At 64.1% G+C, this 23028-nt stretch carries 25 protein-coding genes and 1 tRNA gene; 10 read left to right on the forward strand and 16 right to left on the reverse strand.

The annotated features are described in order from the left end of the window. Positions 1–116 precede the first annotated feature (116 nt). The 4 genes from AB0366_RS12965 to AB0366_RS12980 all read left to right on the forward strand — a co-directional run bounded on the left by AB0366_RS12965 (position 117) and on the right by AB0366_RS12980 (position 2816). Positions 117–1121, forward strand: coding sequence for an iron-siderophore ABC transporter substrate-binding protein (locus tag AB0366_RS12965; protein WP_366244440.1), 1005 nt, complete (start codon positions 117–119; stop codon positions 1119–1121). 4 nt (positions 1122–1125) lie between these two features. Next, positions 1126–1599, forward strand: coding sequence for an NUDIX domain-containing protein (locus AB0366_RS12970; protein ID WP_366244246.1), 474 nt, complete (start codon positions 1126–1128; stop codon positions 1597–1599). A gap of 98 nt (positions 1600–1697) precedes the next feature. Next, entirely contained in the window at positions 1698–2615 is a 918-nt protein-coding gene (locus tag AB0366_RS12975; protein ID WP_366244247.1) for an SPFH domain-containing protein, read from the forward strand. Positions 2616–2618: 3 nt separating this feature from the next. Continuing rightward, positions 2619–2816 carry a hypothetical protein gene (locus tag AB0366_RS12980; protein WP_037189794.1) on the forward strand — a complete coding sequence of 66 codons (198 nt, stop codon included), beginning with the start codon at positions 2619–2621 and terminating at the stop codon, positions 2814–2816. A 25-nt stretch (positions 2817–2841) separates the two neighbouring features. Here AB0366_RS12980 and nrdF read toward each other — a convergent pair whose 3' ends face one another. The 7 genes from nrdF to AB0366_RS13015 form a co-directional block, all read right to left on the reverse strand. Then, the gene (nrdF, locus tag AB0366_RS12985) at positions 2842–3807 is read right to left on the reverse strand and encodes a class 1b ribonucleoside-diphosphate reductase subunit beta (protein WP_366244248.1); all 966 of its coding nucleotides are present in this window, start codon (positions 3805–3807) and stop codon (positions 2842–2844) included. Positions 3808–3968: 161 nt separating this feature from the next. After that, positions 3969–5363 carry a DUF2252 domain-containing protein gene (locus AB0366_RS12990; RefSeq protein WP_366244250.1) on the reverse strand — a complete coding sequence of 465 codons (1395 nt, stop codon included), beginning with the start codon at positions 5361–5363 and terminating at the stop codon, positions 3969–3971. A 67-nt stretch (positions 5364–5430) separates the two neighbouring features. Beyond that, positions 5431–7596 carry a class 1b ribonucleoside-diphosphate reductase subunit alpha gene (gene nrdE, locus AB0366_RS12995; protein ID WP_366244251.1) on the reverse strand — a complete coding sequence of 722 codons (2166 nt, stop codon included), beginning with the start codon at positions 7594–7596 and terminating at the stop codon, positions 5431–5433. A 36-nt stretch (positions 7597–7632) separates the two neighbouring features. Then, the gene (gene nrdI / locus AB0366_RS13000; protein WP_366244252.1) at positions 7633–8094 is read right to left on the reverse strand and encodes a class Ib ribonucleoside-diphosphate reductase assembly flavoprotein NrdI; all 462 of its coding nucleotides are present in this window, start codon (positions 8092–8094) and stop codon (positions 7633–7635) included. A 24-nt stretch (positions 8095–8118) separates the two neighbouring features. Then, entirely contained in the window at positions 8119–8352 is a 234-nt protein-coding gene (locus AB0366_RS13005; protein ID WP_032398330.1) for a redoxin NrdH, read from the reverse strand. A gap of 413 nt (positions 8353–8765) precedes the next feature. Continuing rightward, positions 8766–8888: a type B 50S ribosomal protein L36 gene (ykgO, locus tag AB0366_RS13010; protein WP_094614314.1), complete on the reverse strand. Its 123-nt coding sequence runs from the start codon at positions 8886–8888 to the stop codon at positions 8766–8768. A gap of 42 nt (positions 8889–8930) precedes the next feature. Next, on the reverse strand, positions 8931–9497 hold the full coding sequence (locus AB0366_RS13015; protein WP_366244253.1) for an NAD(P)H-dependent oxidoreductase: 567 nt from the start codon (positions 9495–9497) through the stop codon (positions 8931–8933). A 104-nt stretch (positions 9498–9601) separates the two neighbouring features. Here AB0366_RS13015 and AB0366_RS13020 point away from each other — a divergent pair, with 104 nt between their 5' ends. Beyond that, entirely contained in the window at positions 9602–10201 is a 600-nt protein-coding gene (locus AB0366_RS13020) for a TetR/AcrR family transcriptional regulator (protein ID WP_366244254.1), read from the forward strand. Between the two features lie 9 nt (positions 10202–10210). Here the strand turns inward: AB0366_RS13020 and AB0366_RS13025 are convergent, their stop codons facing one another. Then, the gene (locus AB0366_RS13025) at positions 10211–10999 is read right to left on the reverse strand and encodes a fructosamine kinase family protein (RefSeq protein WP_366244442.1); all 789 of its coding nucleotides are present in this window, start codon (positions 10997–10999) and stop codon (positions 10211–10213) included. Positions 11000–11053: 54 nt separating this feature from the next. On the opposite strand from AB0366_RS13025, the gene nadE reads away from it, so the two are divergent. Continuing rightward, positions 11054–11899 (forward strand): ammonia-dependent NAD(+) synthetase, encoded by an 846-nt coding sequence (gene nadE / locus AB0366_RS13030; RefSeq protein WP_366244255.1) that lies wholly within the window; start codon positions 11054–11056, stop codon positions 11897–11899. A 42-nt stretch (positions 11900–11941) separates the two neighbouring features. Here the strand turns inward: nadE and AB0366_RS13035 are convergent, their stop codons facing one another. Together AB0366_RS13035 and moaA are read right to left on the reverse strand one after the other, a co-directional pair. Then, positions 11942–12196: a MoaD/ThiS family protein gene (locus AB0366_RS13035; RefSeq protein ID WP_366244256.1), complete on the reverse strand. Its 255-nt coding sequence runs from the start codon at positions 12194–12196 to the stop codon at positions 11942–11944. Beyond that, the gene (gene moaA / locus AB0366_RS13040) at positions 12189–13247 is read right to left on the reverse strand and encodes a GTP 3',8-cyclase MoaA (protein ID WP_366244443.1); all 1059 of its coding nucleotides are present in this window, start codon (positions 13245–13247) and stop codon (positions 12189–12191) included. The genes AB0366_RS13035 and moaA overlap by 8 nt, the downstream gene beginning before the upstream one ends. 177 nt (positions 13248–13424) lie before the next feature. Here moaA and glp point away from each other — a divergent pair, with 177 nt between their 5' ends. The 3 genes from glp to AB0366_RS13055 are packed head-to-tail and all read left to right on the forward strand — an operon-like array spanning position 13425 to position 16028. Beyond that, positions 13425–14615: a gephyrin-like molybdotransferase Glp gene (gene glp / locus AB0366_RS13045; RefSeq protein ID WP_366244258.1), complete on the forward strand. Its 1191-nt coding sequence runs from the start codon at positions 13425–13427 to the stop codon at positions 14613–14615. Next, positions 14612–15622 carry a bifunctional molybdenum cofactor biosynthesis protein MoaC/MoaB gene (moaCB, locus tag AB0366_RS13050; protein WP_366244259.1) on the forward strand — a complete coding sequence of 337 codons (1011 nt, stop codon included), beginning with the start codon at positions 14612–14614 and terminating at the stop codon, positions 15620–15622. Before glp ends, moaCB begins: the two co-directional genes overlap by 4 nt. Then, positions 15612–16028: a molybdenum cofactor biosynthesis protein MoaE gene (locus tag AB0366_RS13055; protein WP_366244260.1), complete on the forward strand. Its 417-nt coding sequence runs from the start codon at positions 15612–15614 to the stop codon at positions 16026–16028. The genes moaCB and AB0366_RS13055 overlap by 11 nt, the downstream gene beginning before the upstream one ends. Before the next feature lie 4 nt (positions 16029–16032). Here AB0366_RS13055 and AB0366_RS13060 read toward each other — a convergent pair whose 3' ends face one another. Continuing rightward, positions 16033–17073, reverse strand: coding sequence for a CobW family GTP-binding protein (locus AB0366_RS13060; protein ID WP_366244261.1), 1041 nt, complete (start codon positions 17071–17073; stop codon positions 16033–16035). Between the two features lie 11 nt (positions 17074–17084). After that, positions 17085–18131 (reverse strand): N-acetylmuramoyl-L-alanine amidase, encoded by a 1047-nt coding sequence (locus AB0366_RS13065; RefSeq protein ID WP_366244262.1) that lies wholly within the window; start codon positions 18129–18131, stop codon positions 17085–17087. Positions 18132–18667: 536 nt separating this feature from the next. Here AB0366_RS13065 and AB0366_RS13070 point away from each other — a divergent pair. Then, positions 18668–19012 carry an Lsr2 family protein gene (locus AB0366_RS13070; RefSeq protein WP_037190211.1) on the forward strand — a complete coding sequence of 115 codons (345 nt, stop codon included), beginning with the start codon at positions 18668–18670 and terminating at the stop codon, positions 19010–19012. 133 nt (positions 19013–19145) lie between these two features. On the opposite strand, the gene AB0366_RS13075 is transcribed toward AB0366_RS13070, so the two are convergent. From AB0366_RS13075 to pgm, 4 genes are all read right to left on the reverse strand, one after another. Then, a tRNA-Ala gene (locus AB0366_RS13075) sits at positions 19146–19218 on the reverse strand. A 126-nt stretch (positions 19219–19344) separates the two neighbouring features. Beyond that, positions 19345–20091 carry a DsbA family protein gene (locus AB0366_RS13080; RefSeq protein ID WP_183130189.1) on the reverse strand — a complete coding sequence of 249 codons (747 nt, stop codon included), beginning with the start codon at positions 20089–20091 and terminating at the stop codon, positions 19345–19347. Between the two features lie 25 nt (positions 20092–20116). Continuing rightward, entirely contained in the window at positions 20117–21274 is a 1158-nt protein-coding gene (locus tag AB0366_RS13085) for an MFS transporter (protein WP_366244444.1), read from the reverse strand. Between the two features lie 77 nt (positions 21275–21351). Continuing rightward, on the reverse strand, positions 21352–22992 hold the full coding sequence (gene pgm, locus AB0366_RS13090) for a phosphoglucomutase (alpha-D-glucose-1,6-bisphosphate-dependent) (protein WP_366244263.1): 1641 nt from the start codon (positions 22990–22992) through the stop codon (positions 21352–21354). Positions 22993–23028 lie beyond the last annotated feature (36 nt).

Consider the following 23028-nt stretch of genomic DNA (forward strand, 5'->3'; position numbering starts at 1 on the left):
GTGAGACCACCCGACCCGTCGAAGGAAGTCCCGCGTTGCCACTCCACCCACGAGTCCCCCGTTCGTGTGCGCCGCGCAGGATCGGCGCCGTCGCCGCCGTGTGCCTTGCCGCCGCCATGGCGCTGGCCGGCTGCTCCGATTCCGAGGCGCAGGACGACGCATCCACCATCATCCGCACCACCACGAACATCGCCGGTGCCGGAGTGGTCGGAAACAACCGGGACACCGTGGGACTGTGCCCCGCGCTCGCACCACTCGACCCGACCGGAATCGAGGGCGACACCCGACCCGTGGGACATGCCGAGGGCATCAGCGCCCTCCCGGCCGACCCGCAGCGCATCGTCGTGCTCGATGCCGCAGGCCTGGACGCGAGCTGCGCAGTCGGAATCTGGGAGCGGGTCGTCGGGGCGGCCACGATCGACCCGGATTTCCGCGGTGACGGCGATCAACCGCTGTACCTGGGCACCGGATTGGCGTCCGTCCCGTCCGTCGGCCCCGTGGGCGCACCGGACATCGATGCCATCGCCGCCCTCGACCCCGATCTGATCCTGGGTGCAGATTCGCTCGGATCCAACACCTACGACGAACTGACGACCATCGCCCCGACCGTCTTCACCGCAACCGGGCTGGGCTGGAAGGACACCTTCCTGCAATCCGCGGCGGCGCTCGGTCGCGGCCAAGCGGGATTCGAGGCACTCGCGTCGTTCTCCGCGGATGCCGAACGGGTCGGTCGCGAGATCGACGCCACCCAGACCCAGGCGTCCGTCGTTCGATTCGATGCGGACTCCATCGAGGTGGACGGACCGAACTCGTTCGCGGGGCAGATACTCGCCGAGGTCGGAGTCGGCCGGCCCCAGAGCCAGCGCGACGCCGCATTCTCGGTCGAGACCGACGACCTCTCGCCGGTCGAGGGAGACATCGTCTACGTGCGATTCGCGGGCCCCGACGGCGAGACGTTCGGGCGCGAGGTGATGGACGGTGACGCGTGGCACGCTCTCGGTTCGGTCACCGACGGTCGCGTGTTCGCCGTGAACGACACGGTGTGGTCGGGCAGCGGCGTCGTCGCTGCGCGGGCCGTTCTGGACGATCTGTCCGCTTCCCTCAACGCCTACGTCTCCTGACGCGATGCCGATTCCCGAGTTCGTCCGCGCCCTGCGCAGTGTCGTCGGTACGTCGCCGCTGTGGTTGTCCGGTGTCAGCGCTGTCGTTCTCGACGACGACCGGCGTGTGCTGCTGACCCTGCGAGCGGACAACAACACCTGGGCCGTGGTCTCCGGAATTCTCGAACCGGGCGAGGAACCTGCCCCGGCCGCCCTGCGCGAGATCGGCGAGGAAACCGGAGTCGACGCCTCGATCGTGCGTCTGACGAGCGTCGACGTGACGGAGCCGATCGCGTACCCCAACGGCGACGTCGCGCAGTATCTCGACATCACGTTTCTCGCTCGGTACACCGGCGGCACCCCTCATGTGGCCGACGACGAGAATCTCGACGTCGCCTGGTTCGCACTCGACGCACTCCCGGAAAACCTCACGGCCACTTCACGATTGCGGATCGAGAAGGCCATCGCCGGTGAGCCGTCGGCGTGGTTCCGGCGCTGACTCGCCCGCCGAACACGAGTGCCCGATTTCGCCGATACGCCGCTCGTCGATCCTAAATGTGATATCACTTTAGTATCACCATCGAGAGGGAGGTTCTCATGTCCGCACCCGCAACCGTCGCCGAGAAGCCGACGGGCACCCCGACCACCACCATCGCCGAGCGCCCGGGTTGGGATCTGCCCGGTTGGTCGATGCTCGGCATCGGCCTCGCACTGTTCCTCGGCGGAATCGCCGCGTTCGCGCTCGGACTCGTGTTCACCGTCGTCTGGCTCGTCGTGACCGGGGTCGTCCTGTTCGTTCTCTCATTGCCTGCACTCATGGGTCTGACGCTGGTGCAACCGAATCAGGCTCGCGTTCTTCAGCTTCTCGGGAGTTCGTACAGTGGCACCCTGCGGACACCGGGTCTGCGCTGGACCAATCCGTTGACGTACCGCAGGGCCATCTCGACGCGTATCCGCAATCACGAGACCGGCCAATCGAAGGTCAACGACGCCGACGGCAATCCGATCGAGATCTCCGCCATCGTCGTCTGGCAGGTTGCCGATACCGCACTGGCATCGTTCCAGGTCGATGACTACGAGGAGTTCGTCGCCGTCCAGACCGAGTCGGCCGTCCGGCACATCGCCGGCAGCTACCCGTACGACGCCGAAGGGCGAATGTCGTTGCGGGAGAACGCCGACGAGATCACCGCCGCCATGTCGGAGGAGGTGCACGCACGGGTACGTTCGGCCGGTGTCGAGGTGATCGAAACCCGAATCAACCGGCTGGCCTATGCCCCGGAGATCGCCCAGGCCATGTTGCGACGTCAGCAGGCCGGGGCGGTCATCGCCGCCCGTCAGCAGATCGTCGAAGGTGCCGTCGGAATGGTGGAGATGGCGCTCGGGAAGCTCGAGGAGAAGCACGTCGTCGAGCTCGACGAGGAGCGCAAGGCCACGATGGTGTCGAATCTGCTCGTGGTGCTGTGCAGCGACCGCGACACGCAACCTGTCGTCAACACCGGATCGCTGTATCAGTGAGCCATGGCCGTCGAACGTAAGAAGATTCTGCTGCGGTTGGACCCAGCGGTGCACGACGCCCTCGCCCGCTGGGCCTCCGACGAATTGCGGAGTACCAACGCTCAGATCGAGTTCCTACTGCGCCGTGCTCTGAGCGAGAAGGGCCGAATGCCCAAGGACGCCGAGGACATTCGCCCGCCGGGACGCCCACCGAATTCGTGAGCGTCCCGGAACGGCGCGGGCGGGCTCAGAAGTCCCAGTCCTCGTCTTCGGTGTTGACGGCCTTGCCGATGACGTACGAGGAACCCGAGCCGGAGAAGAAGTCGTGGTTCTCGTCGGCGTTGGGTGAGAGCGCCGACAGGATCGCCGGGTTGACGTCCGTCTCGTCCTTGGGGAACAGGCCCTCGTAGCCGAGATTGTTCAGCGCTTTGTTGGCGTTGTAGCGCAGGAACTTCTTGACGTCCTCGGTCAGGCCGATCTCGTCGTAGAGGTCCTGGGTGTACTCGACCTCGTTGTCGTACAACTCGAACAGCAACTCGAACGTGTAGTTCTTGAGCTCCTCGCGCTGCGCCTCGCTGACCTTCTCGAGACCCTTCTGGTACTTGTAGCCGATGTAGTACCCGTGCACGGCCTCGTCGCGGATGATCAGCCGGATCAGGTCCGCGGTGTTGGTGAGCTTGGCCCGCGAGGACCAGTACATCGGCAGGTAGAAGCCGGAGTAGAACAGGAACGACTCCAGCAGCGTCGACGCGACCTTGCGCTTGAGCGGATCGTCACCGTGGTAGAAGTTCAGGACGATCTCGGCTTTGCGCTGGAGGTTGACGTTCTCCTCGGACCAGCGGAATGCATCGTCGATGTCGCGGGTGGAGCTGAGGGTGGAGAAGATGGAACTGTAGCTCTTGGCGTGCACCGACTCCATGAACGCGATGTTGGTGTACACCGCTTCCTCGTGGGGAGTGATGGCATCCGGGATGAGGCTGACAGCGCCGACGGTGCCCTGAATGGTGTCGAGCAGCGTCAACCCGGTGAACACGCGCATCGTCAACTGCTTCTCGATGGCGGTCAGAGTTGCCCACGAAGGAATGTCGTTGGATACCGGCACCTTCTCGGGGAGCCAGAAATTGCTGGTGAGGCGCTCCCACACTTCGGAGTCCTTGTCGTCCTGGACCCGATTCCAGTTGATCGCGGAGACGCGATCGATGAGCTTTACCATGGGTGCCTACCTACAGGTCGATGAGCGAAGAACTGGGACGGAGCTACGTGAAAAGTCGCTGATACGAACACTACCCGTTGTGTCCGACAACTTCGGTAGGCACTACAAAGTGTGCCGGGAGTGTTGCCCGCAGGGATGACCCCTACGCCTGCTCCGGTCCGTCACCACCCCACCGAGCACGGTACGGTTCCGGCTTCGATGGCAGCGACCAACTGCGCGTGATCACGCTCGTTCTGATCGGCGTAGGCGTTGGCGAAGGCCACCATCGCCCGATCGACTTTGCCTCCGCGGCCGAGGTAGTCGGCGATCGCCTCCGCATCACCACTACGGGCGTGCGCTCGCGCGAGAACCTCACCGCATGCGGTAGCGAATTCGGTGAGGTACGGCCCGATGATCTCGCCGTCGGGAATGACCTTCATGTCCCGGAACTGCCGAACGTAGAAGTTCATGTCCCCCACTGCCGTCCATCCCACGAACATGTCGGTCGCACTCTGCAGCATTCGCTGTCCGTTGACCACGCGGGCACCGTGATTGTCGTACCGGCTCGGTTCGAGAAACTGCTCGAACACCGACGGACCTGCCTGCTTGATCTGCAGGAAGAACGGATCGGACGTCCGCCGTTCTTCCAGCAAAGCCAGATAGACCCGCATCCCTACGCTCCCGACGCCGACCACCTGCCGAACGACGTCGAGGACTCGGAATCTGGACAGCAGACTCCAGATGTGGTCGTCGACCGACTCGCTGTAGCCGGCGATCACCGCCTGCACCAGCTCGATCTGGGAGTCACCCACATGAGTGCGAAAAGGTGCGTCCTCGCGAATTCGTCGACGTCCGTCCCTCGTCTCGGTGAACTTGCGGGACGCCCCGCGGCTGGTACGGCGCTCGGCTTTCGTTTCGATGAGTTTCTCTGCGTGGCGAGCGATGCCCGACGAGAAGTGACCGAGCAGACCTGCGACGTCGATGCGGTCGTACCAGATGTCGATCTCCGGCGTGTTCGCGTATGCCCTCATCTTTCTGCAGTACGCCGCCGTCATCGCTGACACCGCCCGATCGGAACGCCGCGCGTCGACCCCGTTCTCGCGCCCGAGAACCACGAGAGATGTCGCGAGCCGTTCGAGGTCCCACTCGAACGGGCCGGGCAGCGTTTCGTCGAAGTCGCGGAGGTCGAAGTACAGGTTTCGTTCGGGAGTGGCCCACAATCCGAAGTTCAACACGTGGGCATCGCCACACAGCTGGACCTCGAGGCCGGTGTGCGGACCCGACGCGAGGTCGGCTGCCATCACGGCTGCGGCACCGCGGAAGTAAGTCCACGGCGATGCGGACATTCGGGCATAGCGGATCGGCAGCAGCTCCGGCACCCGAATGACGTTCTGCGCGAGCACCGTTTCGAGCGCATCGTGACCACGCGAGACCGGATCCCATACGCCCAACCCGCTGCGGGGCACGCGCCTGCGGGCGTGGCGACCACGCAAAGATTGCTCGGAAGGACGTACATCCTTCCGAGCAATCTTCACATCGATATCGGATTCGACCTCGTCGTCCGCTTCGGTGTCCATGCCTGATTATGCTCCGCAGCGCACCGCGGTATCGCGGTATTCGCCACAGGTCGACCGACCGGGTCGGCTACAGCATGCAGGACACGCAACCCTCCACCTCGGTGCCTTCGAGGGCCAACTGGCGCAGGCGGATGTAGTACAGCGTCTTGATGCCCTTGCGCCATGCGTAGATCTGCGCGCGGTTGATGTCGCGGGTGGTGGCGGTGTCCTTGAAGAACAGCGTCAACGACAGGCCCTGATCGACGTGTTGCGTTGCGGCAGCGTAGGTGTCGATGATCTTCTCGTACCCGATCTCGTACGCATCCTGGTAGAAGTCCAGGTTGTCGTTGTCGAGATACGGAGCCGGGTAGTAGACGCGACCGATCTTGCCTTCCTTGCGGATCTCGATCTTCGACGCCACCGGGTGAATCGACGAGGTGGAGTTGTTGATGTACGAGATGGAACCGGTCGGCGGGACGGCCTGCAGGTTCTGGTTGTAGATCCCGTGCTCTTGCACGGACGCCTTCAACGTCGTCCAATCCGCCTGGGTGGGAACCGATACGCCCGAGTCGGCGAACAACTTCGCCACCTTCGGTGTGGCCGGCTCCCAGACCTGGTCGGTGTACTTGTCGAAGAACTCACCCGACGCGTACTTGGAGTCGGGGAAACCCTTGAAGTACTGACCACGATCCTTCGCCAGCTGATTCGACGCCTGAAGCGCATGGAACAGCACGGTGTAGAAGTAGATGTTCGTGAAGTCGATGCCCTCGGTCGAACCGTAGTGAATTCGCTCGCGCGCCAGGTAGCCGTGCAGATTCATCTGCCCGAGGCCGATCGCATGAGAATCGTTGTTGCCCTGCTCGATCGACGGCACAGAGAAGATGTGCGTTTGATCCGACACCGCGGTGAGGCCGCGAATGGCCACTGCGATCGTCTTACCGAAATCGGGCGAGTCCATCGTCTTGGCGATGTTCAGCGAGCCGAGGTTGCACGAGATGTCCTTGCCGACATGACTGTACGAGAGGTCGTCGTTGAACGTGGACGGCGTCGAGACCTGCAGGATCTCCGAGCACAGGTTCGAGTGAGTGATCTTGCCCTTCACCGGGTTCGCGCGATTGACGGTGTCCTCGTACATGATGTACGGGTAGCCGGACTCGAACTGCAACTCGGCGAGCGTCTGAAAGAACTCGCGCGACTTGATCTTGGTCTTGCGGATCCGCTTGTCGTCGACCATCTCGTAGTACTTCTCGGAGACGTCGATGTCTGCGAACGGGACGCCGTAGATGCGCTCGACGTCGTAGGGCGAGAACAGGTACATGTCCTCGTTCTTCTTCGCGAGCTCGAACGTGATGTCCGGGATGACGATTCCGAGCGAGAGCGTCTTGATCCTGATCTTCTCGTCCGCGTTCTCACGCTTGGTGTCGAGGAATTTGTAGACGTCGGGGTGATGCGCGTGCAGGTACACCGCGCCTGCGCCCTGACGTGCACCGAGCTGGTTGGCGTACGAGAACGAGTCCTCGAGCAGCTTCATGATCGGGATAACACCCGAGGATTGGTTCTCGATGCGCTTGATGGGCGCGCCGGCCTCGCGAATGTTGCTCAGCAGCAACGCAACTCCGCCACCGCGCTTGGACAGCTGCAGGGCCGAGTTGATGGAGCGGCCGATGGACTCCATGTTGTCTTCGATACGCAGCAGGAAGCAGGACACGGGCTCGCCGCGCTGCTTCTTGCCGGAGTTGAGGAAGGTGGGCGTCGCGGGCTGGAAGCGCCCCGCGATGATTTCGTCGACCAGATCGGTGGCCAGAGCCTCGTCGCCGGCGGCCAGTGTCAGCGCCACCATGCACACCCGGTCCTCGAAACGCTCGAGGTAACGCTTGCCGTCGAACGTCTTGAGAGTGTACGAGGTGTAGTACTTGAACGCCCCGAGGAACGTGGGGAACCGGAACTTCTTCGAGTACGCGTGGTTGATCAGGAACTTGACGAACTCGCGAGAGTACTGGTCCAGAACCTCGGGCTCGTAGTAGTTCTCCTCGACGAGGTAGTCCAGCTTCTCGTCGAGATCGTGGAAGAACACGGTGTTCTGGTTGACGTGCTGCAGGAAGTACTGATTGGCAGCCTCGCGATCCTTCTCGAACTGGATCTCACCGTTGGGGCCGTACAGATTGAGCATCGCGTTGAGCGCGTGGTAATCCATGTCGCCGTCGCCGCGGACGGTGGTGGGTACGGGTCCTGCGTCGGTGATGGTCGGTGCCACGGCGATGCTCCTACTGGGTATGTGGTGTGTGGTGCTCTAGTGCGTGTGGGCGGCGCGTCGGACTTCACGTTCCCAGAAGTCCTCCAGTCCCTCGCGGACCCGCACTACGTCCTCGGGGGTGCCCATCAATTCGAAGCGGTACAGATACGGAACGGCGCACTTCTGCGAAATGACATCTCCCGCAAAGCAGAAGGAATCACCGAAGTTCGTGTTTCCGGCAGCGATGACGGCTCGGATCAACGAACGATTGTGCTCGTCGTTGAGAAACTTGATCACTCGCTTGGGGACGTAGTTGGTGTCGCGCCCGGAGTAGGTGGTCCCTCCCCCGTACGTCGGCACGATGAGAACGTAGGGAGAGTCGACACGAAAGGTGCCGTCCGGATCACGCAGAGGGATACGTGTGGCAGGAATGTCCAGCTTCGAGACGAAGCGATGAGTGTTCTCGGACGCGCTGGAGAAGTAGACCAGTGAGTGGGAGGACTGCGGTTGCGAACTCACCGCTCACTCACTTTCTCGTACTGTTCAAGCAGCGTTCGCTGCGAGGGTCTTGATGCGGTCCGGGCGAAAGCCGGACCAGTGATCGTCACCGGCGACGACAACCGGGGCCTGCAGGTAGCCGAGGGCCATGACGTAGTCACGCGCTTCGGGATCCTGCGAGATGTCGATGACGGAGTACTCGATACCGGCTTTGTCGAGGGCGCGGTAGGTGGCATTGCACTGAACGCAGGCGGGCTTGGTGTAAACGGTGATGCTCATGGTGTCCCTCTTTCCGTTGTCGCCATCGGGTGCACCGACGCGACCGATGTGCTCTGCGTGTGGCACCGAGAACATCTCCCGCTCAGGGCGACTTCGACCTGCTCGAACCCGTTTGTGCACGTTCTTCGAGTTGTGGCCTCTCGGTCGGTCAAACACTACACCTAGTGTCCGACATCTGCCTAGAACACGAGATGTTGCGAACAACATGCTTGGTATTCGCTGGTCACGGCGTTGCCCAGCCGCAAATATCGGTCAGTTTCGGCGTGTCGCGGGTCACAGCACCGGCATGTTGTTCATCACAACGGAACTCCGCCCGGCACGGTGACCGGTGCCGACGACCGCCGACCCTCCCCCGACACGACGAAGGACCCTCGAATTTCTCCGAGGGTCCTTCGTCGGCGATCACACTGTCGTCAGCGCTGACGCGCCTTGAATCGAGGTTCCTTCTTGTTGATCACGAACACCTTGCCGTGACGTCGTATCACCTGCGCCCCGGGCTTGTTCTTGAGCGATTTCAATGAGTTTCTCACCTTCATGCAGCCATCCTACATGAAAACGATTCTCATAACCGACGTGAGTTACGCGCTCACGAGTTCGTCGGCGGCCTTGACCAATTCGGCGACGACGTGGCCGATCTCACCGGAGACCTCGACGTTCTCACGCGGATGGGCCGAACCGAACTTCTCCGCGATGCCGCCGATGGAGAGCTGGACATTTTCGAGAACGGTTCCGCCTGCGATGCGCACGGCCTTGCAGGTGTCCTCGTGCGCCCACTTGGCTCCGTTACCACTGATCGACGCGCTGATGACGACGACCGGCTTGCCCACCATGGCACCCGCACCGTACGGGCGCGAGAGCCAGTCGATCGCGTTCTTCAGCACGGCCGGGATGGTGCCGTTGTATTCGGGCGTGACCAGCAACAACGCCGAAGCCTTCTCGGCAGCGGCCCGCAGAGCGAGCGCGGCCGCGGGCACCGACCCCTCGACATCGATGTCCTCGTTGTAGAAGGGGACATCTCCGAGTCCGTCGTAGACCACTATCTCGGCACCGGCGGGAGCCACTGTGACAGCAGTCTCGGCGATCCGCTTGTTCACCGACTCGGCGCGCAAGCTTCCGACGAGAACGAGTACATGAGCGTCTGACATGAGGTTATTCCTTCGCAAGTTCGGATGACGTGATCGTCGTGTCAATTCCTACCATCCAAACGGACCGTGGTCCATTTATGTTCCCGGCAAGGTAGGCTTCGACTGTGACCGGCCCGATGCTGCCCATAGCGGGCGAGGAATCCGAACGGTGCGACGCAGCGCGCAACCGCCGCCTGCTCCTCGACGCCGCAACGGATCTGGTGGCGACCGTCGGAGCCGACGCCATCACCATGGACGCAGTGGCCACCAAGGCCGGAGTGGGCAAGGGCACAGTCTTCCGTCGCTTCGGGAACCGGGCCGGGCTGATGCGTGCGCTGCTCGACCACACCGAGAAGAAACTGCAGCACTCCTTCATGTTCGGCGACCCGCCGATCGGGCCGGGGGCCGACCCGATCGATCGACTCGTCGCCTTCGGCCGAGCTCGACTCGAATTCGTCAACGTCCAGGGGGAAGTACTGCGCGCCGCGGAGAGCGCCGACGACGCGCGATACTCCGCCCCGGCGCACATGGTCAACTTCACCCACGTCCTGTCGCTGCTCCGCGCAGCCGAGGTGGACGGGGATCTCGAATTGCTCGCGTACTGGCTGCTCACACCTCTCGAAGCCACCCTGGTGCTCCACCAGTACCGAGATCTTGGGATGCCGATGGATCGCCTCGCCGACGGCTGGGAAGACCTGGTACGCCGGGCAACTCGCACTCGGTAGCTCCGGCGCTCAGAGCCTGAGCACGGCCGCGGCCGCCGCGTGCAGCGCGGTGCCGTACGAGCGGCCGTGACCGGCCGCATGAACGGCGAGCGGGTGCAACTGGTGCACCGGTATGCGCTCGCGCCACCCGGCCAGCAACGGCTGCGCCGTCTCGTAACCGTCGACGACGACGTCGAGGTGGGGGCAACCGAACAGCGCCAGCATCGCCAGGTCGGTCTCGCGGTGCCCACCGTGCGCTGCCGGATCGATCAGTACGACGCCCGCATCGGTCCAGAACACGTTGCCGTTCCAGAGATCACCGTGAATACGGCTCGGCGGCTCCGCATCGTCGAAGTCGCCGTCCGCGATGCGTCCGCACGCGGATTCGACTGTCGCGGCCTCCCCGGGCGTCACGGTGCCTGCGTCGATCGCGCTTCGGAGAAACGGCAACACTCGTTCGGCCGCGTAGAAGGCACCCCACGACCTGTGCACGGTGCTGCTCATGGGCCGAGCACCGATGAACAGCCGACCCGAAAAAGCGACGCCGTCGGCATCCACCGGTGGCGCACCGAACCCGTCGGCTCCGGCGGAATGCATCGCGGCCAGTGTGCGTCCGAATCGTTCGGCTGCGCTCGGCGTGGGACGGGCCGCGACCAGCCGGTCGAGTTCGATGTACGTCCGGCCATGCCCGAGAACTCCGACGACAGGGGCTGCCGCCTCGCCGAGCCATCGAAGCCCGGTGGCCTCGGCGGCGTAGAAGTCGGGGTGTGCCTGGCGATTTCGCTTGACGAAAGTATCGGAGGATCCACTCACGACCACCGACACTACGCACGGCGCGAGATCGATACCGGCACTCGTCATTAGGATGACGTGATGGGACACATCAACTCGGAATTGCGCACGGCGATCATGCGCGAACTGGCCGTGCAGTCGACCATCGACCCGATCACGGAGGTCCGCAGGCGAGTCGACTTCCTCAAGGACTACCTGGCGTCGACTCCGGCCTCGGGATTCGTGCTCGGCATCAGTGGCGGGCAGGACAGCACGCTCACCGGCAAGCTTGCCCAACAGGCAGCGACGGAGCTCCGAGCCGATGGACACGAGGCCGAGTTCGTCGCCGTTCGCCTCCCCTACGGCGTGCAGGCCGACGAGGACGACGCATCGATCGCTCTGAAGTTCATCGATCCCGACCGCACGGTGACGGTGAACATCAAGGACGCCGCCGACGCCGCAGCGGCCGCGACGGCCGATGCGCTGGGTAGTGCCGAAATCCGAGATTTCGTCCGCGGCAACATCAAGGCTCGCCAGCGCATGGTCGCGCAGTACGCCCTCGCCGGTGAACTCGGCTACGTCGTCGTGGGCACCGATCATGCCGCCGAGGCGATCACCGGCTTCTTCACCAAGTTCGGTGACGGCGGGGTCGATCTGACTCCGCTCACCGGCCTGAGCAAGCGTCAGGGTGCGGCGCTGCTGCGCGAACTGGGTGCACCCGAGAGCACCTGGCGCAAGGTTCCCACCGCCGATCTCGAAGACGATCGACCTGCGCTACCCGACGAGGAAGCGCTCGGCGTGACGTACGAACAGATCGACGACTATCTGGAGGGCAAGGACGTCACCGACGAGATCGCCGACAAGCTGGAGAAGATGTTCCTCGCAACTCGGCACAAGCGGACGGTGCCCGTGACGCCGTTCGACGATTGGTGGAAGAGGAGCAGCTGAATCGGGCGGCCACCTGTCCGTGGCGCGGCGAAGCGGGTGCGCTCAGCCGCCGGCGAAGGGCGGCAGCACGTCGACCCTACCGCCGATCACGCGCTCCAGATCGCGGGTGAGGTCCTCTCCCACCAGATACGCCGACACCCTGAGAATCGGCTCCATCGGCGCGCCGTGCCGGGACAGGATCAGCTCTCGCAGATCTGCGAGGGTGGCTCCGGTCGGCACGGTCAGGTACTCGGACTCGCAGTGCGACGCGTCGACCGCTGCAGCGAAGTACCGCACCTCCACCTGGGTCTCACCCACCGATGGCTCCCATGCTGCGGGTGGGAGGTACGAAGTCGTCGGCGTCGATGCCGTGACCCGCCCACTTGTTCCACATCGCCCCACGCCACACCGCTGCCAGTTCGTCGTCGGTGGCACCGCCGCGCAGAGCTGCCCGCAGATCGGTCTCGTCGTCGCTGAACAGACAGGATCGAATCGTTCCTTCTGCAGTCACTCTGGTGCGGTCGCAATCACCGCAGAACGAGCGAGTCACCGACGCGATGATGCCGACGGTGGCGTCGGTACCGTCGACGCTCCATTCCTCGGCCGGGGCCGATGGATCGACGCGCCCCACCTCACGCAGGTCGAACTCGGTGGACAGTTCGTCGAGCAAGGTCTGGGCATCGATCATGTTCGCGCGAGCCCACTCGTGATCGGCATCGAGCGGCATCTGCTCGATGAAGCGCAGAGCCACGCCTTCGTCGAGACACCAGCGCAGCAGATCGACGGCACCGGAGAGTGTGTCGCGCATCAGAACGGCGTTGACCTTGACCGGTCCGATCCCGGCTCGCTGCGCTGCCCTGATTCCGGCGAGCACGGACGGCAGCCGGTCTCGTCGGGTCAAGCGCGCGAAATCCTCGCGGTCGACGGAGTCGAGCGAGACGTTCACTCGGGTCAACCCGGCGTCGGCCAAGGACTGTGCCCGGTGTTCGAGACCGACGGCGTTGGTGGTCATCGACAGCGGAACACCCTCGGCCACATCGGCGCACAGCCGCAGAATGTCGTCGAGATCGCGGCGCATCAGCGGCTCGCCTCCGGTGAAGCGCACGTCCCGAATGCCCAGCAGACGTACCGACACCGAGACCACTCGGGCAATCTCGGCGGGTGTCAGCAGTGCCGCCGCAGGGATCGCCGGAAGGCCTTCCTCCGGCATGCAGTAGGTGCAGCGCAACGAGCATTTCTCGGTGATCGAGATGCGCAGGTCGCGGGCCACTCGACCGAAACGATCGATCAGGTGCGGCACGTCCGGCCGGTCGGAGACGGAGTTCGCACTGCGTGCCACCGAACCCGTGGTGCTGCCGAACCCGGGAATGCCCAGCGAGGTGACACTGTCCACCGTCACCTCGTACCTCGTCTCCGTCGAAAATCATGTCTGTCGTCGATGTGTCTACCCATTATGCCGCAGCCCACACCGAGCGGACGGATCGGCGTGCTTAGGATTGGCACCCATGAGGGTTGAGCACACGCACGCGATCACTGGATCCGCACAGTGACCGCTGCATCGGTCGAGAAACATGCCGCCGCGGTCGAGACTCTGCTCGCGGCACTGACCACGAGAACTGCTCAGCGAGTTCCTCTCGACGACGGGCTGGGACGCGTCTCGTTCCACGACGTGCGATCGCCGGTCGATCTGCCGCTGTTCCGCAACTCGCAGATGGACGGCTACGCCGTGGATTCTCGATCCGTGGCCACGACCCCGGTGACGCTTCCGGTCTCGACGATCATCGCCGCAGGCCCGACGGAATCGGCAGTTCTCGCCTCGGGCAGCGCCGCCAAGATCATGACCGGTGCCCCCATTCCGGACGGAGCGGACGCCATCGTCCCCGTAGAAGACACCTCGGTACCGGCGGCCGGTTCGGTGACCATCGAAAGAAGCCGCACAGCAGGTGAATTCGTACGCGAACAGGGCAGCGACGTACGCGTCGGAACAGTCCTGGTCGAGTCGGGCCGTGTGCTCGAACCCCGCCACATCTCCGTTCTCGCTGCCGTCGGCTTCGGCGAGGTCGACGTGCGCTCACGTCCTCGCGTGGCCGTCGTGACCACCGGTGCCGAACTGGTCGACGCCGGGTCGACGCTGACGCCCGGTCAGATCTACGACTCGAACGGCATCACCCTTGCCGCACACCTGCGCGCCAGCGGTGCCGAGGTGGTCTCCGTCTCGCGCAGCTCCGACGAGCCGAGCCGCTTCCGCGAGATCCTCGACGCCGCAGCGGAATCGGCCGAGCTGATCATCACGTCCGGCGGAGTATCGATGGGCGATTTCGAGGTGGTCAAGGACGTGCTCCGGCCGCTCGGCGGCAACTTCGGGTCGGTTCGGATGCAGCCGGGCGGACCGCAGGGCATCACGATGTTCGACGGTGTTCCCGTGCTCAGCTTTCCCGGCAATCCCGTCAGTACAGTCGTCTCCTACATCATGTTCGCGCGCAACATCGTTCGGCGAGCTGCCGGTCTGCCTCCGGTGCTCTCGACCACCGCGGCGCTGCACGAACCGATCGTGTCACCGCCCGGTAGAAGACAGCTGCTCCGTGGCCGACTGCGCGCCGACGGTCGGGTCGAGCTCGTCGCCGGCCCCGGCTCGCACCTGGTCGCGGCACTGGCATGGGCCGATGTGCTGATCGATATCGATTCCGAGACAACCGAACTCGCTGCAGGATCCGACGTGGAGGTGTGGCCGCTGTGACCACCGATGCCCAGCAACCCCAACTCTCTCATCTCGACGATCAGGGCCGCGCCCGCATGGTCGATGTGGCGCACAAGAAGGAAACCTCGCGCACGGCCGTCGCCACCGGTGAGTTCGTCACCACCGCCGAGGTCATCGCGCTCGTGCGCGCCGACGACATGCCCAAAGCCGACGTCCTGGCCACCGCCCGCATCGCCGGCATCTCGGCAGCGAAGCGAACGTCGGAACTGATTCCGCTGTGTCATCAGCTCGCCCTCTCCTCGGTGAAGATCTCCTTCGGATTCACCGAGTCGTCCATCACGGTCGAGGCAACAGCCCGCACCACCGGACGCACCGGGGTGGAGATGGAAGCACTGACCGCGGTCGCCGTCGCCGGCCTGACCCTGCACGACATGGTCAAGGCCGTCGATCCCGGTGCGACCATGAACGGTGTCCGGTTGCTCACCAAAGACGGTGGCAAGCACGGGCATTGGCAACGGGACGACGCAGAGGTCTCCCCAGAGTCCTCGGCCGCACCGATATTCGACTCCTCACGGTCCGCGGTGGTTCTGGTGGCCTCCACCGGCGGCGCGAACGGCACTCGACCGGACACCACCGGCCCCACCATCGCGTCCTGGTTGACCGATCGAGACTTCGCCGTGCGTGGCCCACTGGTGTACGCCGATGCCGATATCGCTGCGGGGTTGCAGGACGCCCTACGCGGCGAACCGTCGCTGATCGTCAGCACAGGTGGCACCGGTGTATCCCCCACCGACGCGACCCCCGAGGCGACGGCAGCACTGCTCGACATCGACATGCCGGGGATCGCCGATGCGATCCGAACCCGCGGAACATCTGCGACGCCTCATGCGGTGCTCAGCCGCGGTGTCTCGGGTCTGATCGGACGCACACTCGTAGTCAATCTGCCGGGCTCGCCGGGTGGCGTGAAGGACGGACTCTCCGTTCTCGACCCGCTCCTCGACCATGTGCTGGCCCAGATCGCCGGAGGAGGCCCCCATGACGAGTGAGCTCGTCGCCCGTATCTCGAACGAACCGCTGAGCACTGCCGAAGTCGAGGCAGCAGTGCAGGATTCGCGTCACGGTGCCGTCGTTCTGTTCAGCGGAATCGTGCGCGATCACGACGGCGGACATGCCGTGGAGACTCTGGAATACCGCGCACACCCCGACGCGGAACGATTCCTGAGCCGGTGCTGCTCGGAGGTTTCGGCAGAGACCGGATTGGCGGTGGCCGCAGTGCATCGCGTCGGCGATCTGCGGGTCGGCGACCTCGCACTCGTTGCCGCCGTCGGCTCGGCTCATCGCGCCGAAGCGTTCGAGGCCTGCGCCCGACTCGTCGAGCGCATCAAGGCCGAGGTCCCGATCTGGAAGCGTCAGGGATTCGAGGGCGGACGTACCGAGTGGGTCGGGCTCTGAGGAACTAACCGGTGTCGAGGTAGCGATGGACCGGAAGCATGGCGGAAGCGTCGTCGGCGTCGTCCGGTCCTCGCACACAGGCACGCAACCGCTGCTCGACGGCCGGTGCATCGAGCTCGGTACCGATCAGCACCAGTGAGGTCTGCACGGGCTCACCCCTGGCCCACGACGCGGCCTCGAATCGGATGTGTCGGCCCACCGTGTGCACCACGAATTTCTGGGTGTGGCCGGCAATGTCGAAGTGTACGAATCCCTTGATGCGGTAGAGATTTCCGGAAGGATTCTCCAGGAACTCGATCAGTCGTCGAGGTTCGACCGGATCCGAACTGACGAACTCGGTGTGCGAGTACTTAGCGTGCAGGTGATGATCGTGGTCGTGATCGTGGTTCTCGCGGAGTAGTTCGTCGAACGACAGCTGCACCGCCATTGCCGAATCCACCGATCGATCCTCGCGCCGATCGAACAGCAGCAACGGGTCGACGCGACCGAAAGCCACCGGCACGACGGGCACATCTGCTACGACGGACTGCACCGTCGACACCACCGCGGAGCGTTCGGACTCGGTCACCGCATCGGACTTGTTCAGCACCACCAGGTCGGCCAATTGCAGGTGCTGGTCGATCTCGGGATGCCGCGCGCGGGTCTGCGGGAACTCGACCGCGTCGACCACCCCGACGAGCCCGCCGTAGACGATGAATTCGTTCTCGCTACCCCGGACCATTCTGATGAGATTGCGGGGTTCGGCCAGGCCGCTGGCCTCCACCACGATCACGTCGATGGCGGACCGGCGGTGCGCGAGGGCGTCGAACATCGCGTCCATATCGCTGATGTCGACGGCGCAACAGATACAGCCGTTACCGAGAGAGACCATCGAATCGACCTGGCCTGCCACGAGCATCGAGTCGATGTTGATCGCCCCGAAGTCGTTGACCACAACCCCTATGCGGATGCCGGAATCGTTGCGCAGCAGGTGGTTCAGGAGGGTGGTCTTGCCTGCGCCGAGAAAGCCCGCAACTATCACCACCGGAATTCGTCGACGCGCCACGGCGTCCGAGACTACCTGTCGGCGAGAATCTGCTTCAGCAGGCCTTGCGCGAACGTCGACACACTGCTCACGTTGTCCGGGGTCGCGAGTCCTTCCAGACCGTCGACGCCGAACGAGTTCACGTACGGGGAGACGCTCTCGAGCAACCGGGACAACGCGCTACGCCCCTCGGTCGCGGGGCCTGCGTCGCTGGGCGCCGTCGCGGCGGGGGCGGCGGTTGTCGCAGTCGTGGTGGCCGCAGGCGTGGTGGCGGTGTCCGCTGTCGTGGACGGGGTTTCGGCCCCGAGCAGGTAATCGATGATTCCCGTCGAGATGGCGATCGCATGCTCGAGCTGACCGTCCGAGCTCTCGAGAAGAGCTGCGTCGTCGGGGTTGGATCCGTTGCCCATCTCGACGAACACGAGGGGCACCGTGGTCAGCGCGGGCCCGGCGACATCGGATCGCTCCTGTATCCCGTTCTCGACCCCTGCGTAGTTGGCAGGCTCGAAGCCGGCGCGCACGTAGGAGTCCCGCATCAGCGTCGATGCCGAACGTCCACCCTCGGACTGGGCAGCGTCGGCAGCCGCGCTCGGAATCGGCAGGGTGGGCACGATCAGATGGAACCCGTGCTTGTCGGCGTCGGTCGTCGCACTCGTGGAGTCCGCATGGATACTCACGGCCACGTCGGCCCCGGACTCGCTGGCGGCCCGCGCCCTGTCGTCCACGCATCCGCCCCAGCCGGTGTCGTCTGCTCGACTCGTCTTCACCGTTGCACCCAGACTCTCCAGGCTGGATCGGACGAGCTCGCTGACTTTCCAGTTGATGGTGTGCTCGGGCACGCCGTCCAGGGTGGTCATGCCGGTGGTCTGGCAATCCTTGGTGCCGCCCCGCCCGTCGTCCACCTGTCGCTGCAGATTCTCCGAATGTGCGGTGCCCTGGTGGCCCGGATCGAGGAAGACCGTCTTGCCGGACAATTCGCTACCTGTGGCGGCCGGTTCGGCGGTGGCGGGCGCAGACACGAGCACCCCGGCACCGAGAATTCCGGCGCATATCAGCGCCGTCAGAGCCGACCTGGTCATCGGTGCAGATTTCATATCGTCTGGCGCAGGCGGTGGAACTCGCTGCGCAACTCCCCTCTCGGCCCCTCGGACACCGCTGATCCGAACGGGTCACCGAATCACGGGACACCACACGTCACAACAGACACTTGCGCATCAAGTGAAGCAGATATCACCGTCGACGCGTATCGAGTGATCTTTCGTTAGTGAAACGATTGCGTTTCGTGACCGATTCGTTGTCGAAATACGGAGATCCCGAGCGTCGCCTGCAGATCTCCGTTCGATCGAACTCGAACCGACCCGAGGATGGCAATACGTATTCAAACCGGACAGTTCGTCTTTCTCACGGATAACGACGAACAGGACCGCCGAGAGAATGCTTCTCGCAATCACCTTGTCGGTTTCGTCGAAGGGACGAGGTGATTTCTGTGGGAATTCTGCGAATCGAGTAACAATCCCCCGACCCGCATGGATAAACACATTGTTCAGCCGTATAGTCGCATCAGTTCGATCTGGACATCCCCGCATCATCCCCTGCATCATTGGAGAGCTTCAGCATGGCCAGAAAAGTCTATGTGCAACTAGTCGATGACATCGACGAAAAACCGATCGAATCCGGTGGCGAACACATAACCTATTCGGTCAACGGAGTCAGCTACGAAATCGACCTGAGCGACAAGAACGCGAAGGAATTTCACCGCAAGCTCGACTATTACATCGAGCACTCCACCAAGGTCGGTGGAAAGCGAACGAAGAAGTCGAGCACTCCCGCAACCGGTGCCAAGCGCGACGCCAATCAGACCAAGGCCATCAGAGAATGGGCCAAGGCGAACGGCCACAATATCTCGGCGCGAGGCAGAATCCCCGCCGAGGTCGAGCAGGCGTTCGACGCCGCTCACTGAGCCGTCGACAGCCGAATCGGCTCCGGGCACGACGAACGGATGCCGATTCGGCGCTCGGTGACACCGAACACGAAAAAAGCGTCGCCCGAGGGCGACGCTTTTTGGTTTGCTCTCTATGGAGCTTGCTTCTCGGTGGAGCTAAGGGGACTCGAACCCCTGACCCCCACACTGCCAGTGTGGTGCGCTACCAGCTGCGCCATAGCCCCGAGTTACTGCGTGCTCCCGCTCATGCGGTTGCTCGAACGAAGTTACACCATCGGTCGCAGCAGCAACAAATCACCTGGTGCGACCGGTACCGATCCTCGAGTACCGGCCGCACCCACGCCCCGAGATCAGTTGATCGACGCAAGCCATTCCGAGTCACCGAGCGCATCGACAACCTGACCGTCGACCAGTACCCCCGGTGTTCCGCGGGCACCCGACGCGGCCAGCGCGTCCCGTCCGGTGTTCGCATCCGCCACCGCGGCGTCTCGCTGTGCGCCGCTGACGATGCACTCCGTTGCCAGCTCGCTCGCTCCGGAGGAACGAGCGAGCTCCGCTAGTTCGGCATCGGTTCGGTCGGAGTCACCACCTTCTTCGGGGCGAAATTCCGGGTCGAACAACCCGGCGTGAAATGCGGAGTAGACCCGCGCGTTCTCCGTCGCTGCCACGCAGTGCGACGCCGCGACGGCACGCGTCGAATAGTCACCCGACGCCGACTGTGGATCCAGGAAATTGACCAGGTGGTAATTCACCGAGACGACACCGTCGTCGATTTTCTGAGCCAACTCCTGGCCGTGTTTCACTTCGAGGTCGCCGCAGAACGGGCACATCGGATCCTCGAAGACATCGATGACACGCTGCGCTTCCGGACGCGACAGCTGCACCACCCCGTCACCCGGCAACGACAATTCGACCGCAGGATTCTTGACCGTGCCGTAGCCGTCGTTGCGTGGAGCGTCGCTTCCGCTCTGCCACATGATCGCCACCCCGATGACGATCACCACTACGACGAATGCGATGCCGCCCAATACGTAGGTCATCGTGTTGGAGGTTGCCTCGGGTGTGTGTTTCGTACTCGATATCTTCTTCTGGCTCACACAGCGAATACTACGGTTGCGCCCGTCAGGTGCGCTCGCGCCCGAGTGTGTCCGGAACTCGCGACCACCAGAGTCCCGCCAGGAGGAGCAGCGCTCCCGTCACGGCGAAAGCCGGACCGAAGGAGACCTGTTCGACGATCATTCCGGCCACGATCGGGCCGATGACCGCGCCGACGTCGGACGCCATCTGGAATGCGGCCAGCACGGGCCCGCCGCGAGCCTTCGAGCCGATCACGTCGGCAACCGAGGCCTGCTGGGCAGGGCTCATCAGACCCGATCCGATTCCGGCGATCAACGACACCACGAGAAACAGCACGGGATCGTGGACGTACCCCATCACGACGGTTCCCAGACCGCACACCACCAACCCACCCATCATGAAGGGCTTGCGTCCGCGCACATCGGACAGGCGGCCGGCAGTGGTGAGAACCAGGGCATTTCCCACTGCGAACACGGTCAGCGCGATACCGACGAATACCTCGGATCGCTGCATCGCCTCGACGACGAACAACGGCACCAAAGCCACCCGGACACCGAAGACCGCCCAACCGTTGGCGAAGTTCGACGCCAACGCGGCCTGATACGACGGGATCCGCAGCGCGGCGAGCAACGACATGGTGGGCGGTGCCGAGCCCTTCTCCGGCTTGACGAGGTCGGAATTGCCCAGGGTGAAATACACGACGGCCGCGGCGATCACGAGAGCCACGGCATAGATGACGAACGGCACCCGCAGACCGAATCCGACGAGCGCGCCGCCGACGAGCGGGCCGCCGATGGTTCCCAACAGGAAGGCGGTCGCATACAGGCCGGAGATGCGGCCACGACTGGTCGGCGGACTGATCCTGATCAGCAATCCCAGTGCCGACACCGAGAACATCGTCGAGCCGATGCCGCCGAGTCCGCGAAACACCAGCAGCTGCCAATACGTCTGAGCCAGAGCGCACGCACCGGTGGACACCGCAACGATCAGCAGTCCGATCAGGTACACCGGCCGCTCGCCGAGCCGCTGCACCAGAGCACCACTGGCGGGTGCGAACAACAACCGCATGAGCGCGAAAGCACTGATGACCGCCGACGCCGCCGTGTAGCCGACGCCGAATTCTCGGGCGAACTGCGGCAGAGCGGGCGCGACGATACCGAATCCGAGCGCGATGACGAACGCCGCCGACACCAGTACCCAGATCTCCGGTGGGAGCTTGCCGCCGGGTTGGAATGCGGGCTCGGGAGCCGAACTGTCGTGGTCGGGTGGAGGTGAGTCGGTCACGAGCTCTCGAGTGCGGAGGACACCAGTTCACGTGCGGCGGCTTGAACCCGGGCCAGATGCTCCTCGCCCTGGAACGACTCCGCGTAGATCTTGTACACGTCCTCGGTTCCGGACGGGCGCGCAGCGAACCAGGCGCTCTCCGTCGTCACTTTCAGGCCACCGAGGGCAGCTCCGTTGCCCGGAGCCTCGGTCAGCGTCGCCGTGATCGGTTCGCCGGCCAGCTCGGTGGCGGTGATCTGGTCGGGCGACAGCTTGGCCAGAACGGCCTTCTGCTCACGGGTGGCAGGTGCGTCGACGCGGGCATACGTCGGATTGCCGAACTTCGCGGTGAACTCGCCGTAGCGCTGCGATGGCGTGGATCCGGTGACGGCGGTGATCTCGGACGCCAGCAGCGCCAGCACGATTCCGTCCTTGTCGGTGGTCCACACTCGGCCGTTGTGTCGGAGGAACGACGCACCGGCGCTCTCCTCGCCGCCGAACCCGAGCTCACCGGCGAGCAGACCCGGAACGAACCACTTGAATCCGACCGGAACCTCGAGCAGGCGACGACCGAGACCTGCGACGACCCGGTCGATCATCGACGAGCTCACCAACGTCTTGCCCACTGCCGCCGTGGGTGACCAATCGGGTCGGTGGGTGAACAGATAGTCGATGGCGACGGCGAGGAAGTGGTTGGGATTCATCAGGCCACCGTCGGGAGTGACGATGCCGTGGCGGTCGGAGTCGGCATCGTTGCCCGTCGAGATGTCGAACCGATCGCGGGCAGCGATGAGCGACGCCATCGCGTTCGGCGACGAGCAATCCATCCTGATCTTGCCGTCGGTATCGAGAGTCATGAAGCGGAATGTGCCGTCCACCAACGGGTTCACCACGGTCAGGTCCAGATTGTGCCGCTCGGCGATGGCATCCCAGTAATCGACACTCGCACCGCCCAACGGATCTGCTCCGATACGCACCCCACCCGCGCGGATCGCGTCGAGATCGAGCACGTTCGGCAGGTCGTCCACATAGGTGCCGAGGAAGTCGTAGCGCGAGACGCTCCCCGCGAACGCCTGTGCGAGGGTCACCCGCTTGATGCCCGAAATACCATCGCGCAGAAGCTCGTTCGCGCGCGCAGCAATGACCGATGTGGCGTCACTGTCGGCCGGACCGCCGTGCGGAGGGTTGTATTTGAATCCGCCGTCCCGCGGCGGATTGTGCGACGGAGTCACCACGATGCCGTCGGCCTGCGCCGACGGGCCGGTCTCGTTGTACCGAAGAATTGCGTGACTGACCGCTGGGGTGGGCGTGTACCGATCGCCCGAGTCGACCAGCACGTCGACACCGTTGGCCGCCAACACTTCCAACGCCGTCGTCCACGCGGGTTCGGACAGCGCGTGAGTGTCCCGACCGATGAACAGCGGCCCGGTGATGCCCTGCGCGGACCGGTACTCCACGATCGCCTGCGTCGTCGCCACGATGTGCGCCTCGTTGAACGCCGAGTCCAGACTGGACCCTCGATGTCCTGAGGTGCCGAACACCACCTGCTGACTCGGTTCCGTCACATCGGGAACCCGCGAGTAGTACGCGGTCACGAGCTGCGAAAGATCCACCAGATCCTCCGGCAGTGCAGTGGTTCCAGCTCTCTCGTGCGCCACGATGCGCCTCCTCGTTGATCGACGAAACCGAACTTC

Source organism: Rhodococcus sp. NPDC076796, from assembly GCF_040702765.1.
Classification (GTDB): Bacteria; Actinomycetota; Actinomycetes; order Mycobacteriales; family Mycobacteriaceae; genus Rhodococcoides.